Raw genomic sequence first — 14,383 nt, 5'->3', positions numbered from 1 at the left:
AGGCCGTGACCCCGTCGGAACTTCCCAGCCAGCGGACGGGGCCGTGGCTGGTCAGCCCGCGCCTGGTCCTCCGGCGGTTCCAGCCAGGGGACGCGGCGGCGCTCGCCGCGTACCGCTCGGACCCGGCCATCGCCCGCTACCAGGCCTGGGAGACACCGCTGACCGTCGAACGGGCGGCGGAGACCATCGCCCGCTACCGGCACGACGCCCCCGACCGGCCCGGCTGGTTCCCCTACGCCATCTCCCTGGACGGCGCCCTGATCGGCGACCTCGGCGTGAACCTGCACGAGAACGGGATGCAGGCCGACCTCGGCTTCACCCTCGCCGCGCCCCACCACGGTCGCGGCTACGCCACCGAGGCCGTCGGTCGCATGCTGGAGCACCTGTTCGTCGACCGCTGCCTGCACCGGGTGTCAGCCGAATGCGACCCCCGCAACGACGCCTCCGCCCGGCTGCTCGACCGCCTCGGATTCGAACGGGAAGGGCTACGGCGGGCCAACACCCGGGTCCGCGACGAATGGGCCGACGACCTCCTGTTCGGGCTGCTGGCGGCCGACTACCACCGGAGAGCGGGGCGTTAGCGGACAAGCCACCCTGGGGCGCCGGGTGGCGGAGGGAACCGCGAGGTGCTGGTAGACACCACCCTTGCCACTGGGTCACGAGGCACCGTGGGCGGATCGGTGCCGCGCCCGTTCGGACGGACGGACGGCGTATCAGGTCAGAACGTCGACCACGTCCACGGTCGCTCGACCTTCCCCGTCAGGCACGCCACCCGGTGCCGCGCCTCGGCGGCCGCTTCCGGGCTCGCCCGCGCCTTGCCCAGGACGAACGTCGCCCACCGCAGTTCTCGGATCGTGGCCAGAATGCGGTACCCGGACCACGTGGTCATGTCGTCACCGCCATAGGCCGCCACGAACGCCCGGTACTCGGCGTCGGTGATCCGCGCGAAGTCGGTGTGGTCCACGGCCAGGGAAACCAGGTCCCACTCCGGGGGGCCGACCCCCATCTGGTCGAGGTCCAGCAGCACGGGATCACCGCCTCCCAGGGGAACCACGACGTTGCCCTGCCAGGGGTGACCGTGGATGAGCCGGAGCGGGAGATGGGGCGCCAAGGCCCGGTACTCGACGCGCAGTCGGTCCGCGAGATCGCGCAGCAGGTCCCGATCTCCCTCGGCCAGGAGGGTCTCGCCGTCGAGTGCGGCACGTAGTCCCTCCAGGGGGTCGACGGTGGGAAACACGCCCGCCTCGGGGAGATCCAGGCGGTGGAGCCGCCGCAGCGTCGCGCCGAGTTCGGCCGGAGTGGCGGGGCGGTGCTCGGGTAGCCGCACCCACCAGGTGACAGGTCGACCTCCCACGGACGTGGGCTGTTCGACACCGTCGACGGTGCGGACGACGGGAACGCCGCGATCGGCCAACCAGCGCGAAGCGCGGAGGTGGCGTTCGGCGACGAGGTGGGACCCCGCCGGTCCGATCCGTGCCACCACACCGCCGGCCAACCGGTAGAGGACGTTCATCCCGTCCCGGATCAGCGTCGCGTCCGTGGTCGACACGCCTGCTCGTTCACCCGCTGCTTCCAGCACCGCTCGGGAGTTCCGCGCTGATGGGAGCGGGGCGCCGTTCGCCTCAGTCATCGGTGGGGTGGGTCAGGAGTTCCACGAGTTCCGCCACCTCCGGTATCGCACGGTGCCGCTGACACGCTCGGACCAGCGTGGCGAGCTCCTCGTCCATCCGCCGCGAGTGCAACATCCTGGCGTCCTCGACAGCGCGCCGGCCGACGAGGGCGGCTTCGAGCGGATCCCCGACCGCCATGTGCAGGGTCGCCAGCCGCGCCCTGGAGAACGCCCGCGAACGCCGGTACACGTCGCTGTGCAGTTGGATCGCGGTTCTCAGCCGGTCCGCCGCCTCCCCCGGCCGGTTAGCGGCGAGAGCGAGCGAGGTCAGCGCCCGCGCACTGCTGCCGGCGTGTTCGGCCTCGTCGTAGTAGACCAGCCAGGGCCGGTCCGCCTCCGGCTGCCGTTCCGCGAAGTGCGCGTCGGCGCGGTCCACCTCCGCTCGGGCTTCATCGTCACGCCCCAGCACCGCCAGCAAGCGGGCGCGGACGTTGCCGATCATGGCTCGTGCGGTGGCCGTCAGCCGGTCAGCTCGCACCTGGGCGAACTCGATCGAGGACAGTGCCTCGTCCACGTTGCCGAGGTAGATGGCCTGACGGGCCAGGTCAGCGAGGGTCGCGGCACGCAGCTCCCAGCAGCCGCCCTGCTCAGCGCACCACAGGCCGAACCGGAAGCACCGGGTCGCGGCGTCGTGGTTCCCGACGTCGAAGGCGGAGAACGCGACGACTCCCGCGAGGTTGCCGACGGCCTCGAAGATCCCCGCACGTACGGCGGTGCTGGCCTGGGCGTCCAGCAGCTGGCTGGCCCACCTCAGGTGCGCCGCGCCCGCTTCCCCAGCCATGCCTCCGCCGTAGAGGTTCTCGCTGGTGGCCAGGGTGCTGGTCATCAGCTTGACCTGCTCGACCTCGGAGCGTCCTATCCGCCGTGGCGGCGGCACGGTCACGGTGAGGGACCCGAGGTGCCCGGCCGGCACCGGGGGCCCGTCGCCTCGTTCGGCCGGTCCACCAGTGTCGCTCATCGCGGACATCGGCGAGCCCGAGGCTGGAAGGAGGGCGTCCGGGGTGCGGCCGGAGGGCGCTCGCCCCGTCCCACCCCGTGACAGGCCCTGCGAGCCGTCGGCCGGATCCTCGCCGAGGAGCGTGGCCAGGTCGTCGAGCGAGACCCCCAGTGCCTTCGCGATCCGGGCCCTCCGCCACGGTTAAGGTGTCAGCGAACCGCGTTCCCAGCGCCCGACAGTGGAGAACTCCACCCCGACCGCCGTGGCCAGCCCTTCCTGGGTGAAGCCCCTCGCCTTACGTCGGGCCGTGAATCCCGCACGCCTGTCGCCCACGCCGCTCACCTCACCCCGGTGGGATCCGGCCGGCGACCGCGGGGAGTGCGCGGCCATGACGTCTTCCGGTCACGGAAATGATTCCCGAAGCCGATCACCCTCTCGAACCCCACCTCGATGGCATTCCCGCACTCACCCGTTGACATTCATCCGACCCTCCTCATTCCGGGACCAGAATAACGGGCCACCGGCCGGGACCGATCCTCGGCCACCGGCCGCACCCGCTCGAACCGCGACCGTTGAGCATGGAGTTTTCGCAGTTCAACGGGGTCGTCGCCTCATCGACGCCTCATCGACGCCTGATTGGCGCAACAGGGACGCCATGGCTTCGCCCTGGTTCCGGCTGCTCGACCAGGCCCACTCGAATCGGGTCGATCACGGGTTTCCCCCACGCTCGGCACGGTTGGTCGAATACCGACGGAAGCGGGCGGACAGTCACTCCAAAGAAGGATTCGACGACACGAGGGACACCGATCAACGCAGGTCATCATCGGAATGCCCGCGCCGGTACCCGCTGAACGCACTTGAACTCGACGGCCACTCCCCAGTTGACTGTCGACCACTTCGGCACCGGGAAGCACCTGCCCGAGTACCACCGCCGGCCAGCATCCCGATCGCCAACGCGGACTTACTCGCCCTGGTGGCCCTGCCGAGGAGCCATGACGCCGCGCGGACGCTCCCCCACCATCCCGACGGCCGAGACCACGAGGAGAAGCGTTGGAAACCGACACCACCACCCTGTCGCCGGAGTCGCTGCGCGCGGAGATGGTCGCCAAGGTCCGCGCGGGCGGATGGGCGGAGCGCGGCGAGGTGGAACGGGTACTCCGCGACACACCCCGCCACCGGTTCCTGCCGGACGCCGACCTGGAACTCGCCTACCACCCGTACCGAGCGGTGGTCACCCACCGGTTCGACAACGGCCGTTCGTTGTCCTGCGCGTCCGCTCCGTGGCTGGTCGCGGGGATGCTCGACCAGCTGGACGTCCAGCCGGGCCACCGCGTCCTGGAGATCGGGGCCGGCACCGGGTACAACGCCTGCCTGCTCGCCCAGTTGACCGGACGCGCCGACCTGGTGACCACGGTGGACATCAACCCGGACGTCGCGGCCAGGGCGTCACGGGCGCTGGCCGACACCGGTTTCGGTGGCGTTCACGTCGTCACTGGTGACGGCGTGTTGGGCTACCCCGAACACGCTCCGTACGACCGGATGATCGCCACGGTCTCGCCGTGGGACCTTCCCGCGCCCTGGTGGCAGCAGCTCGCGCCAGGAGGGCGGCTGGTCGCCCCGCTGCGGTGGCGGGGTCAGGGGCGGAGCGTCGCTTTCACCCGCACCGGTGATCGTCTGGTCTCCGATTCACTGGTCCTGTGCGGATTCGTGTACCTGGTCGGCGACGGTGAGGGAGAGCTCAGTGGCGCCATCACCTCCGACGGGCTGGTCACCCTCCATTGGGACCGCGACCAGGACGTGCGGCCCGACGCGTTGCTGGGTGTGCTCGATCAACCTCGCGTCACCACCTGGTCCGATGTCACCCTCGGCCGACAGGAGTCCCACGAGGACCTCTGGCTGCGGCTGACCGCCACCGATCCTCGAGTGTGCCGACTCGGGGTCACCGGTGACGTCCCACCCGAGGTGTGCGACCCGGTACCGGGGTACTGGCGGATGGCCCTGGTCGACGGCGGCACGCTGGCCTACCTGACCCTCCGCCGCGTCACCATCGCGGACGAGGCGCGCTGCGAGTTGGGCGTCATCGGCCACGGGCCGGCCGCCGCCGAACTGACCGAACACCTGTGCGGCGAGATCCGGGCCTGGGCACCCGACCGGCACCGGCACTCCCCGACGTTGACCGTCCACCCGGCCGGCGCCCCGGACAGCGAGCTGGCGGGCACCGCCATCGACAAGACGCACAGCAGGTTCGTCCTCACCTACGACGATCCACCCCGGTGAGGTGCCGGATGGTCTTCGCGTCGACCTCCTGCCCTTCTCCGTCCGCGCCCACGCGCCCGGCCGTGAACCGCCTCCCGCGCGGGCGCGGAGGAGATGACCAGGCACGGCGGTGACGGCGGGTGGGACTCGTCGCGGACGGCCTCGCCGGCCTGGTCCCCTGACCGCACGTGGCACTGGCTCGACGCCGTGCCGTGCGACGTCGACGGCGCGCACCTCGACGCGAGGGAGCGGATGCGCCGGGAGCGCAGGGCGCACGCGCACCCGGGGTCGTGCTTCGGCGTGGTTGCCGCTGTCCCCGGGGGCCGCGACGGCGAGAACGCCCACCTGGTGGCGCGACGCGGGGTGCTGGTGTCGACGGCCGACGCGTTCTCGACCGCCACCCTTGCGCCCGACGCCCTCCGGCTCGCCCTCGGGGCGCCGCCGTGGACCGACCTGGTGGCCGCGCCGGCCGTGGTCCGGGGGACGGTCGCAGGGTAGGCCGGCATTCGCTGTTGACGGCTCGATCCGGTCCTGCCGGAGCGGGGGCCGGTCTGCGAGGGCCCCGGACCCCGGGTGGTGGTCGTCGGCGACCCGGTGGACGGGCGTCACGCCTTTTCGTGGCCGTGCTCCCCCGGGGCGCCCGTCATCGGAGCGCGCCGGCCCCCGTGCGGTGTAGGCGCTGGTCGAGCCACGTTCGGGCCTCCGCCAGGAACTCCCGGGCGATGCGGGTCTCCGCTGCCCACGACTCGAATCCGTGGGGCGCGCCCCGAACGACGTGCGTGGTGTCGACCCCGGCCGCCCGCAGCCGCCGCGCGTACACCCGGTTCTCGGTGTGGAAGAGGTCGACGTCCCCGACGCCGATCCAGGTGGCAGGTAGTCCACGCAGGTCCGCCCGCCGGGCGGGTACGGCTCCTGGCGGGACGTCGGGTGCGCCGGGTTCGACGCCGAGGTACGAACGCCAGCCGAAGCGGTTCAGCCGGTTGTCCCAGACCGCGTGGCGGAGGGAGTCGAGGTGGCGCCGCGCGGCCGTCCGGTCGTCGAGCATGGGGCACAGCAACCACTGGGCGGCGGGGCGTCCCTGGTCGAGGTCGTGGAGTCGCTGGACCAGCGCGGCGGCGAGTCCGCCCCCGGCGCTCTGCCCTCCGACGGCGATCCTGGCCGTGTCGACGCCGAGCTCGTCGGCGTGGTCACGCACCCAGGTCCAGGCGGCGTGGCAGTCGTCGAGGGCCGCCGGGTGGCGGTGCTCGGGGGCGAGGCGGTACTCGGCGGCGACGACGGTGATGCCCAGGTCCCTGGCGGTCTCCGCGCAGAACCGGTCGTCCTGTGCCGCCGAACCGATCACCAGCCCACCGCCGTGGATCCACAGCAGGGCGGCGTCCGAGCGGACCTGGTGGGGGCGGTGGACGCGGACGCCGGGGGCCGCGTCGGCCGGTCGTCGCGGGCTGGTGCCCGCTACCTCCGGGGGTGCGGGCAGGGTGGCGCCCGCCGCGCGGACCAGCCGGCGGGCCCACCGCTGGCGTAACGGCAGCCGGGGCATGCGGCGGACGTGGGAGCGGAGTTCCGGGGCGATGGAGGAGAGGTCCACGGCGGCATCCTGCCAGGTCTACTGCGCGGACCAGCCGCCGTCGGAGGGCAGTACCACTCCGTTGACGTTCGCGCCGTCCTCGCTGAGCAGGAAGGTGATGGGGGCGGCGAGCCGCGCGGGGAGGGCGACCGGCGGCATGGAGCGCAGCAGGTCGTGGATGCGGTGGGCGCCGAACTCGGACTGGTCGACGGGTGGCGCCATACCGGTGGCCACGCCACCGGGGGCGACGGCGTTGACGCGGATGCCGTGAGGGCCGTACATGACGGCGCAGCTGCGGGTGAGCCCGACGACGGCGTGTTTGGAGGCGGTGTAGGCGACGCCGGCGGTGGAGCCGCGCAGGGCCGCTTCGGAGGCCACGTTGACGATGCTGCCCGCGCCGGCCCGGAGCATCGCGGGGATGACGGCGCGGACGAGGTTGAGGGTGCCGTCGACGTTGACGTCGAAGCAGCGGCGCCAGGTGTCGTCCGTGACCTCGTGCGCCGGGGAGAAGTCGTCGAGCACGCCGGCGACGTTGGCCAGGCCGTCGATCCGGGTGCCGGCGGCGTCGACGACGCGGTCGACGTCGGTGCGGTCGGTGATGTCGGCGACGACGGTGTGGAGCCGGTCGGAGGCGGCCTCGGCGGCGAGGGTCTCCAGGCCGCCGCCGGCGATGTCCACGGCCACGACCCGCCCGCCCTCGGCGAGGACGCGGGCCGCCGTGGCCCGGCCGATGCCGGAGGCGGCGCCGGTCACGATGACGGTCCTGCCGTCGAAGCGGCTGGACGCGGCGTGCGGGGTCCCGCCGGCAGGGCCGGGCGGCGGGGTGGGTTCCCCACCGGCCCTGGTGACGAGGTCGTCCACCGCGTCCTGCGGCAGGCGGCCCCGGCTCAGGGCGACGAGGTGGCCGAGCGGGATCTGCCGGACGGCCGCCAGGGCGTCCTCGTCCACTCCCCCCTGGCTGAGCAGGTCTCTGAGCAGGGGCCCGCCCACGGGGTGGGTGAGCCACTGGCCGACCGGGGTGTCGGCGGTCAGCACAGGGGTTGGGTCGCTCATTCGTCGGCCTCCCGGCGGTCGAGGTGTCGTGGTGAGCTGGTGGTGGAACGGTCGAGAACGGACGAACCGCGCACCGCCCACCATTAAATCACTCGCTTGACTTAATGGGTGGGGATGGGTTTCCTGGATCCCAGTGGTGATCACCGCGACGAAAGGCACGCATGTCCACCTCCGGCACCCCGACCATCCCGGACGAGCTGGGCTTCGATCCCGACGCCCTCCGCGCGAAGTACCGCGAGGAGCGGGACCGCCGCCTCCGCACGGACGGCAGGCTCCACCACCAGCGGCCGGAGGGCCGCTTCGGCTACTACGCGGAGGACCCCTACGCGGAACCCGAGCCCCCCAGGTCCCCCCTCACCGACCAGGTGGACGTGGTGGTCGTCGGCGGCGGCTTCGGCGGACTGCTGGCGGCCAGCCGGCTCCGCCAGGTAGGCGTTGAGCGGATCCGCGTGATCGAGAAGGGCGGTGACTTCGGCGGGACGTGGTACTGGAACCGCTACCCGGGCATCCACTGCGACATCGAGTCCTACGTGTACCTGCCCCTGTTGGAGGAGGTCGGGACCGTCCCCGAGTGGAAGTACTCGCCGGGAGCGGAGATCCTCCGCCACGCCCAGGACATCGCCCGGAAGTACGACCTCTACCGGGACGCCTGCTTCCGCACCGCCGTCCGGGAACTCCGGTGGGACGAGCGGGCCGAGGAGTGGGTCGTGGGGACCGACCGCGAGGACCGCATCCGGGCTCGGCACGTGGTCGTCTCCAGCGGAACGCTCGACCAGCCGAAGCTGCCCGGCATCCCCGGCATCGACACCTTCCGGGGCCACACCTTCCACACCAGCAGGTGGGACTACGACTACACCGGTGGCAGCGCCGACGGCGGCCTGGTCGGCCTCGCCGACAAGCGCGTCGCCCTCATCGGCACCGGTGCCACCGCCATCCAGGTGGTCCCCCACCTGGGACGCGACGCCCGGCACCTGTACGTCTTCCAACGAACCCCGTCCTCGGTGGACACGCGGGGGAACCGCCGCACCGACCCCGACTGGGCGCGGACGCTCGCCCCAGGCTGGCAGCGGCGACGCCGGGACAACTTCCTCGCGGTGGTCAGCGGGGAACGCGTCGAGGAGGACCTGGTCGGCGACGGGTGGACCTCCAGCGCGCGGCTCCTCCAGAAGCTGATCCCCACCAACGCGCGCACCGGCCTCTCCCCGGAGGAACGCGAGGCGGTGGACGAGATCGCCGACTTCCAGAAGATGAACGAGATCCGGGCCCGCGTGGCGGCCGAGATCGACGACCCGACGACGGCCGAGGCGCTCAAACCCTGGTACCGGTACCTGTGCAAGCGGCCGACGTTCAGCGACGAGTACCTGGCCACCTTCAACCGGGAGAACGTCACCCTGGTCGACACCGCCGACCACGGCGGGGTGGAACGGCTCACCGAGTCCGGGGTAGTGGTCGGCGACCGCGAGTACGAGGTCGACTGCGTCGTCTTCGCCACCGGTTTCGAGGTGGGGATGTCCGACGTGCTGCGCGGCCGGCTGCCCGTGCACGGGAGGGACGGGCTGGCCCTGCTGGAGTACTGGCGCGAGGGTCCGCGCACCCTGCACGGCTTCTACAGCCACGGGTTCCCGAACCTCTTCCACCTCGGTCCGCTCCAGAACGCCTCCTCGGTCAACTTCGTGCACGTCCTCGACGAGCAGGCCACCCACATCGCCGAGGTGGTGGCGGAGGCCCGTCGACGGGGTGTCGTCGTCGTGGAACCGACCGCCGAGGCCGAGGCCGCCTGGGTCGACGGCCTCAGGAGGAACGCCCCCGACCAGTTCCGGTTCCAGTCCGAGTGCACCCCCGGCTACTACAACAACGAGGGCCGCCCACGCCCCCGAGGCGAGACCTACGCCGACGGGCCGGTCGCCTTCCACCGCCTGCTCCGCCGGTGGCGGGACGAGGGCGGCATGGACGACGTGCTGGCGGTCTCCCCGTGACCGGGGCTCCGGGGGCGAGCAGGTACGGCACCCCACGCGACCCGGTGGGCGGCGCACGCTGGGACGTGCGGCGGCTCGCCGGGCCGAACCGGCTGTGGGGCTCCAACGGTGTGACGTTCGGCCCGGACGGCCGGTTGTACGTGGCGCAGTTCCTGGCCGGCGTCATCAGCGCGGTCGACCTCGCCTCGGGTGAGGTCGACACGGTCGTTCCCGCCGGCGGTCCGATCCAGTCGCCGGACGACCTCGCGTTCGGGCCGGACGGTTCCCTCTACGTCACCGACCTCGTACCGGGCCGGGTGTGGCGCCGGAGCCCGGAGGGGGAGTACGCGCTCGTCGCCGACGACGTCGTCCTGCCCAACGGGATCGCCGTCGTGGGCGACCGGCTGTTCGTCAACGAGATGCGCCCGGGCGGCAGGCTGCTGGAGCTGTTCCCCGCCGGCGGTGCACCCGTGGTGCTGGCCGACGACCTGGCCATGGGCAACGCGATGCAGCTCGGCCCGGACGGGTGCCTGTACTACCCGCACATGCTCAGCGGCGAGGTGTTCCGGGTCCCCGTCGACGGTGGCGGCCCGGAACTCGTGGCGGAGGACGTGGACCACCCGGTGGCGGTGCGGTTCGACCCGGCCGGGGACCTGCTCGTCCTGTCGATGGGCGCGGCCGGCGTCGTCACCCGCGTCAGCGGGTGGGGAGCCGGTGAACGCTCGGTGGTGCCCAGTGGCATCGTCGGGTTGGACAACGCCGCCTTCGACGGCGAGGGCCGCATGTACGTGTCCAGTTACGCGAGCGGCGGCATCGCCGAGTTGCGGCCCGACGGCCGGTCACGGGAGATCGTGCCCCGTGGGTTGGACGGGCCGTTCGGCGTCACCGTCGACCTGGGCGGCCGGGTGCACCTCGGGGACCACTACCGGCTGGCGTCGGTCGAGGACGAGGGGGCGGTGACCACCCGGGAGCTGCTGCCGTTCACCCACGGCCTGACCTGCGACGCGCGGGGCCTGCTCCACCTGACCTCCGAGTTCGGCGAACTGCGGACCCACGACCCCGCCACCGGCTCGTCGCGGACGCGGGTCGAAGGGTTGGACGCCCCGGTGGGGCTGGCCGCGCGGGCCGACGGGGCCGTCCTCGTCGCCGAGTCCGGACGCGGCCGGGTGGTGGTCATCGACGAGCGGGACACCGTCGCCGTGCTCGTGTCGGGGTTGGAGCGGCCCGTCGACGTCGCCGTCGACGGGCGGGGGCACTGCTACGTCACCGACGAGGCCACCGGGGTCCTGCACCGCGTCGACGACGGTGTCGCGGTGCCCGTGGCCGAGGGATTGGACCTGCCGCAGGGTCTCGCGGTGCGCGGTGACGACCTGCTGGTGGTGGAGGTCGGCCGGCGACGGCTCATCGCGGTCGACCCGGACACGGGGGAGGTCGCGGTGGAGGTGGCGGACCTGGCCGTGGGCGCGCCGCCCGGTTCCGCCCGCACGCCGCCGGCGCTGGCAGCCGCCGGGATGCCGGGGGTTCCCCGGCCCTTCGCCGGTCTCGCCGTCGGCCCGGACGGGGCCGTCTACCTGGCGGCCAACGGGGAGGGCGGGGTGCTCAAGCTCGTCGCGCGGTGACACGGGCCGGGCACGGGGCGGTGCGACGAAGGGCGGTCGGGACCGCCGGCACTCGGTGCGTCCCCTCGGGGGCTGGGCTGGGCGGCGGGGTGCGTTGTTCCGCCGCCCGGTTTCGCCGCCCACCGGCCGGCTGAGGGGCTCACCAACCCCTCAGCGCCGACCGAACGCGGGGATCACTCCAAGAAAAGCGCTGGTAGAACCCCTTGACCGGGCGATCATATCTCATATACTACCCGCCATGACGATCGAGGACAGCCGCCGATGACCGCGCGGAGACCCGAGATGATCCCGTCGCGCACGGAGCACGTGCTCGGCGTCATCAAGTCGGCCATCCTCGACGGCAGCCTCACGCCGGGCACCGCGTTGGTCGAGCAGGAACTGGCCGAGCGGCTGGGTGTCTCCAAGACGCCGGTCCGCGAGGCGCTCAAGACGCTGCACGGTTCCGGTCTGGTCGTCCTCAGCCCCTACCGGGGCGCCACGGTGGCGAGGATGTCCCACGCCGACGCGGTGGCCGTCTACGACATGCGGCTGCTGCTGGAACCCGAGGCGGTGCGCCGCTCCGTCCTCGCCGGCGGCGACCTCGCCGAGGCCGCGGCGGCCCTGGAACGGGCTCGGACCGCCGCCGGCGACGCCGAACGCAGCATCGCCAACCGCGACTTCCACCGGGGGCTCTACGCCCGGTGCGGCAACCCCCTGCTCGTCACGACGCTCGACGGACTGCGAGACCAGACCGCGCTGGTGTCGGTGTCGGCCTGGGCGCGGCGGTCCTCCTGGGAGTCCGAAGCGGAGGAGCACGCGGCGATCCTTGACGCGGCCACCCGTGGCGACGCGGCCACGGCGGCCGAACTGACCGCCCGGCACATCCAGGACTTCGTCGACGCACTGCCCCGGGAGGAGGGTGGTCTCCAACCACGCTGACCACACACCACGCGGTGTGGCCCGTCCACTGCCAGGTTTCCGGGCCACACCGTCAGGAGTCACGCGTTCCGCACGACGGGGAACGCGACATCGCCACTCAGAGGAGCAACGATGCTTCATGGTGACACACCGTCGCCGGCGGCCGCCAACCGCGAGCCCGCCGCGCGTCGGCGCAGCAACATGCGATGGACGATCGTCGGGTTCTCCGCACTCGGCCTGACCATCGCCTACCTCGACCGGTCGGCGTTGAGCGTCGCCCTCCCGTTCATCTCCCGCGAGTTCGAGATCAGTCCCGCGATCCAGGGTGTGCTGCTGTCGTCCTTCTTCTGGACCTACGCGCTCTTCCAGATCCCCTCGGGCTGGTTGCTCGACCGCCTCGGCCCCCGCCTGGTGTACCCGATCGCGGTGGGCTGGTGGTCGATCTGGACCGCGCTGACCGCCGTCGCGCAGGGGGCGGCCAGCATCATCGTCTTCCGGCTCGGACTCGGCATCGGCGAGGCCCCGGTGCAGCCGGCGAACGTCACCGTCGTGTCGAAGTGGTTCCCCCGACGGGAACGGGCGTTCGCCTCGAGCATCTTCGACATGGGCCAGCAGATCGGGGTGGCGCTGTCGGTGCCGGTCGTCACTGGTCTGGCCGTCGTCGCCGGCTGGCGGGCCGTCTTCGTGGTCATCGGTGGCGTGGGCGCCCTGTGGATCCTCGGCTGGTTGAAGGTGTACCGGTCCCCCGAGGACCATCCGAGGGTCAACGCCGCCGAGCTCGCGCACATCCGCTCCGACCAGGCCGAGATGGTTCCCGACCATGCCGAGCGGGCGGCGGCGCCCTGGACCGACCTGCTGCGCGACGGGCAGGTGTGGGCGCTGACCTTCGGTTACGTCTTCCGCTCGCTGGCCGGCGCGTTCTTCCTCACCTGGTACCCCAGCTACCTGCTCCAGGACAGGGGGCTCTCGGAGGCCGAGTTCGGTCTCGTGGGAGCGATCCCTCCGCTGGTGGCGGTCGGCGCCACCGTCCTCGGTGGGGTGGTGTCGGACCGGATGCTCGCCAGCGGCATGTCGACGAACCTGGCGCGCAAGCTCCCGATCATCACCGGGTTGGCGCTGAGCGCCTGCATCGCCTTCACCCCGTTCGTGGAGAGCACGGCGGCCGTGATGGCCCTGCTGACCCTGAGCAACGCGGCTCACTCGTTCGCCGGCGCCGCGATCCTCAGCCTGCCGTCGGAGGTCGCGCCGTCCCCGGACGTCGTGGGATCCATCGCCGGCTTCCAGAACTTCGGTTCCCAGCTGGGCAACATCATCAGCCCGATCGCCATCGGCTTCTTCCTGGCGGTGTCCAACAACTCCTACCTCGGCCCAATGATCTTCGCGGGCGTCAGCAGCCTGGTGAGCGCCCTCATCTACGGCCTGTGCGTCCGCATCAAACCCGTCATGACCTTCGACCAGGGCGACTCCCGCCCGGCCGCTCCGGAAGCGACCCCGTGAGGACGACCATGCACCCCCAGGACCTGACCGACCGCCTCGCGACCGTCGTCGCCATCCCCATCACCCCCTTCGACGGCGAGGGCGAGGTGGACTGGCCCCTGCTCGCCACGTTGACCCGACGCCTGGTGGACCACGGGATCACGGCCCTCACCGTCAACGGCAACACCGGCGAGTTCTACGCGCTGAGCCCGGCGGAACGGCGGCGCGCGGTGGAGGTGACCGTGGAGGCGGCCGGCGACCGGGCCACCGTCGTGGCCGGGGTGGGCTTCGACCTGCGCACCGCCCGCGAGGACGCCCGGCACGCCCGGGACGCCGGGGCGAACGCCGTCATGGTGCACGAACCGGCCCACCCCTACCTCTCCCCCACCGGCTGGGCCGGCTACAACGCCGCCGTCGCCTCGGCGGTGCCCGAGATCGGCGTGCTGCCCTACGTCCGCAGCCCGAGGATCACCGGGGAGGCGATCAGGTCCCTGGCCGAGGGGGCGCCGAACCTGGTCGGGCTGAAGTACTCGGTGCCGGACCCGGCGCACTTCGCGGGCACCCTCGCCGACGTCGGCCGGGACGACCTGTTGTGGATCGCCGGTCTCGCCGAACCGTACGCGCCCGCCTACTGGCAGGCGGGCGCCCGGGCCTTCACCTCGGGCCTGGTCAACGTGTCGCCGGCGGTGTCGTTGGCGATGTTGGCCGGCCTGCGCGCCGGTGACGCCGCGTCGGTCGCCGCGCAGTGGCGTCGCATCCGCCGGTTCGAGGAGCTGCGGTCCCGGGACGGGTCGGCCGACAACGTCTCGGTCGTGAAGGAGGCCATGGCCCAGGCGGGGCTGTGCCGCCGCGACGTGCGGCCACCGAGCCGCCAGCTCCCCGAGGACGTCGCGGCAGCCGTCACCAGCGCGGTCGCGGACTGGCCGGGCCTGACCAGCGGCGACGCCGCCTGAGGGA

Annotated in this window: 13 protein-coding genes; 8 read left to right on the top strand and 5 right to left on the bottom strand. The window is 72.5% G+C overall.

The window, feature by feature from the left end; translation table 11 throughout:
- Positions 1 to 5 precede the first annotated feature (5 nt).
- A complete protein-coding gene (locus G443_RS02405; protein ID WP_051314386.1) occupies positions 6 to 581 on the top strand; it encodes a GNAT family N-acetyltransferase in 576 nt (191 codons plus the stop codon).
- A 137-nt stretch (positions 582 to 718) separates the two neighbouring features.
- On the opposite strand, the gene G443_RS02400 is transcribed toward G443_RS02405, so the two are convergent.
- The 3 genes from G443_RS02400 to G443_RS02390 form a co-directional block, all read right to left on the bottom strand.
- On the bottom strand, positions 719 to 1,549 hold the full coding sequence (locus G443_RS02400; RefSeq protein WP_245588975.1) for a phosphotransferase enzyme family protein: 831 nt from the start codon (positions 1,547 to 1,549) through the stop codon (positions 719 to 721).
- A 73-nt stretch (positions 1,550 to 1,622) separates the two neighbouring features.
- Positions 1,623 to 2,627 carry an NsdA family TPR-like regulatory protein gene (locus G443_RS02395; protein WP_245588976.1) on the bottom strand — a complete coding sequence of 335 codons (1,005 nt, stop codon included), beginning with the start codon at positions 2,625 to 2,627 and terminating at the stop codon, positions 1,623 to 1,625.
- A 180-nt stretch (positions 2,628 to 2,807) separates the two neighbouring features.
- Positions 2,808 to 2,996, bottom strand: a complete 189-nt coding sequence (locus tag G443_RS02390; protein ID WP_253860100.1) for a helix-turn-helix transcriptional regulator — start codon at positions 2,994 to 2,996, stop codon at positions 2,808 to 2,810.
- A 660-nt stretch (positions 2,997 to 3,656) separates the two neighbouring features.
- Here G443_RS02390 and fxlM point away from each other — a divergent pair.
- Complete coding sequence (gene fxlM, locus G443_RS02385) at positions 3,657 to 4,883, top strand: methyltransferase, FxLD system (protein WP_026420613.1); 1,227 nt, start codon at positions 3,657 to 3,659, stop codon at positions 4,881 to 4,883.
- Between the two features lie 93 nt (positions 4,884 to 4,976).
- Positions 4,977 to 5,360 (top strand): hypothetical protein, encoded by a 384-nt coding sequence (locus G443_RS02380; RefSeq protein ID WP_026420614.1) that lies wholly within the window; start codon positions 4,977 to 4,979, stop codon positions 5,358 to 5,360.
- A 145-nt stretch (positions 5,361 to 5,505) separates the two neighbouring features.
- Here G443_RS02380 and G443_RS02375 read toward each other — a convergent pair whose 3' ends face one another.
- Together G443_RS02375 and G443_RS02370 are read right to left on the bottom strand one after the other, a co-directional pair.
- Positions 5,506 to 6,447: an alpha/beta hydrolase gene (locus G443_RS02375; RefSeq protein WP_026420615.1), complete on the bottom strand. Its 942-nt coding sequence runs from the start codon at positions 6,445 to 6,447 to the stop codon at positions 5,506 to 5,508.
- Between the two features lie 18 nt (positions 6,448 to 6,465).
- Complete coding sequence (locus G443_RS02370) at positions 6,466 to 7,479, bottom strand: SDR family NAD(P)-dependent oxidoreductase (protein ID WP_026420616.1); 1,014 nt, start codon at positions 7,477 to 7,479, stop codon at positions 6,466 to 6,468.
- A gap of 161 nt (positions 7,480 to 7,640) precedes the next feature.
- Between G443_RS02370 and G443_RS02365 the strand changes: the two genes are divergently transcribed.
- The 5 genes from G443_RS02365 (at position 7,641) to G443_RS02345 (ending at position 14,379) form a co-directional block, all read left to right on the top strand.
- Positions 7,641 to 9,455: a flavin-containing monooxygenase gene (locus tag G443_RS02365; RefSeq protein WP_026420617.1), complete on the top strand. Its 1,815-nt coding sequence runs from the start codon at positions 7,641 to 7,643 to the stop codon at positions 9,453 to 9,455.
- Positions 9,452 to 11,053 carry an NHL repeat-containing protein gene (locus tag G443_RS02360; RefSeq protein ID WP_035293170.1) on the top strand — a complete coding sequence of 534 codons (1,602 nt, stop codon included), beginning with the start codon at positions 9,452 to 9,454 and terminating at the stop codon, positions 11,051 to 11,053. Before G443_RS02365 ends, G443_RS02360 begins: the two co-directional genes overlap by 4 nt.
- Before the next feature lie 261 nt (positions 11,054 to 11,314).
- Complete coding sequence (locus G443_RS02355; RefSeq protein ID WP_026420619.1) at positions 11,315 to 11,971, top strand: GntR family transcriptional regulator; 657 nt, start codon at positions 11,315 to 11,317, stop codon at positions 11,969 to 11,971.
- Positions 11,972 to 12,082: 111 nt separating this feature from the next.
- On the top strand, positions 12,083 to 13,447 hold the full coding sequence (locus G443_RS02350) for an MFS transporter (RefSeq protein ID WP_051314387.1): 1,365 nt from the start codon (positions 12,083 to 12,085) through the stop codon (positions 13,445 to 13,447).
- Positions 13,448 to 13,455: 8 nt separating this feature from the next.
- Complete coding sequence (locus G443_RS02345; RefSeq protein WP_026420620.1) at positions 13,456 to 14,379, top strand: dihydrodipicolinate synthase family protein; 924 nt, start codon at positions 13,456 to 13,458, stop codon at positions 14,377 to 14,379.
- Positions 14,380 to 14,383 lie beyond the last annotated feature (4 nt).

Source organism: Actinoalloteichus caeruleus DSM 43889 (assembly GCF_000429185.2).
In the GTDB taxonomy this organism is placed as follows: Bacteria; Actinomycetota; Actinomycetes; order Mycobacteriales; family Pseudonocardiaceae; genus Actinoalloteichus_B; species Actinoalloteichus_B caeruleus.
Note: the sequence above shows the minus strand (reverse complement) of the source record. Positions and strands in the feature narration are given on the sequence as shown.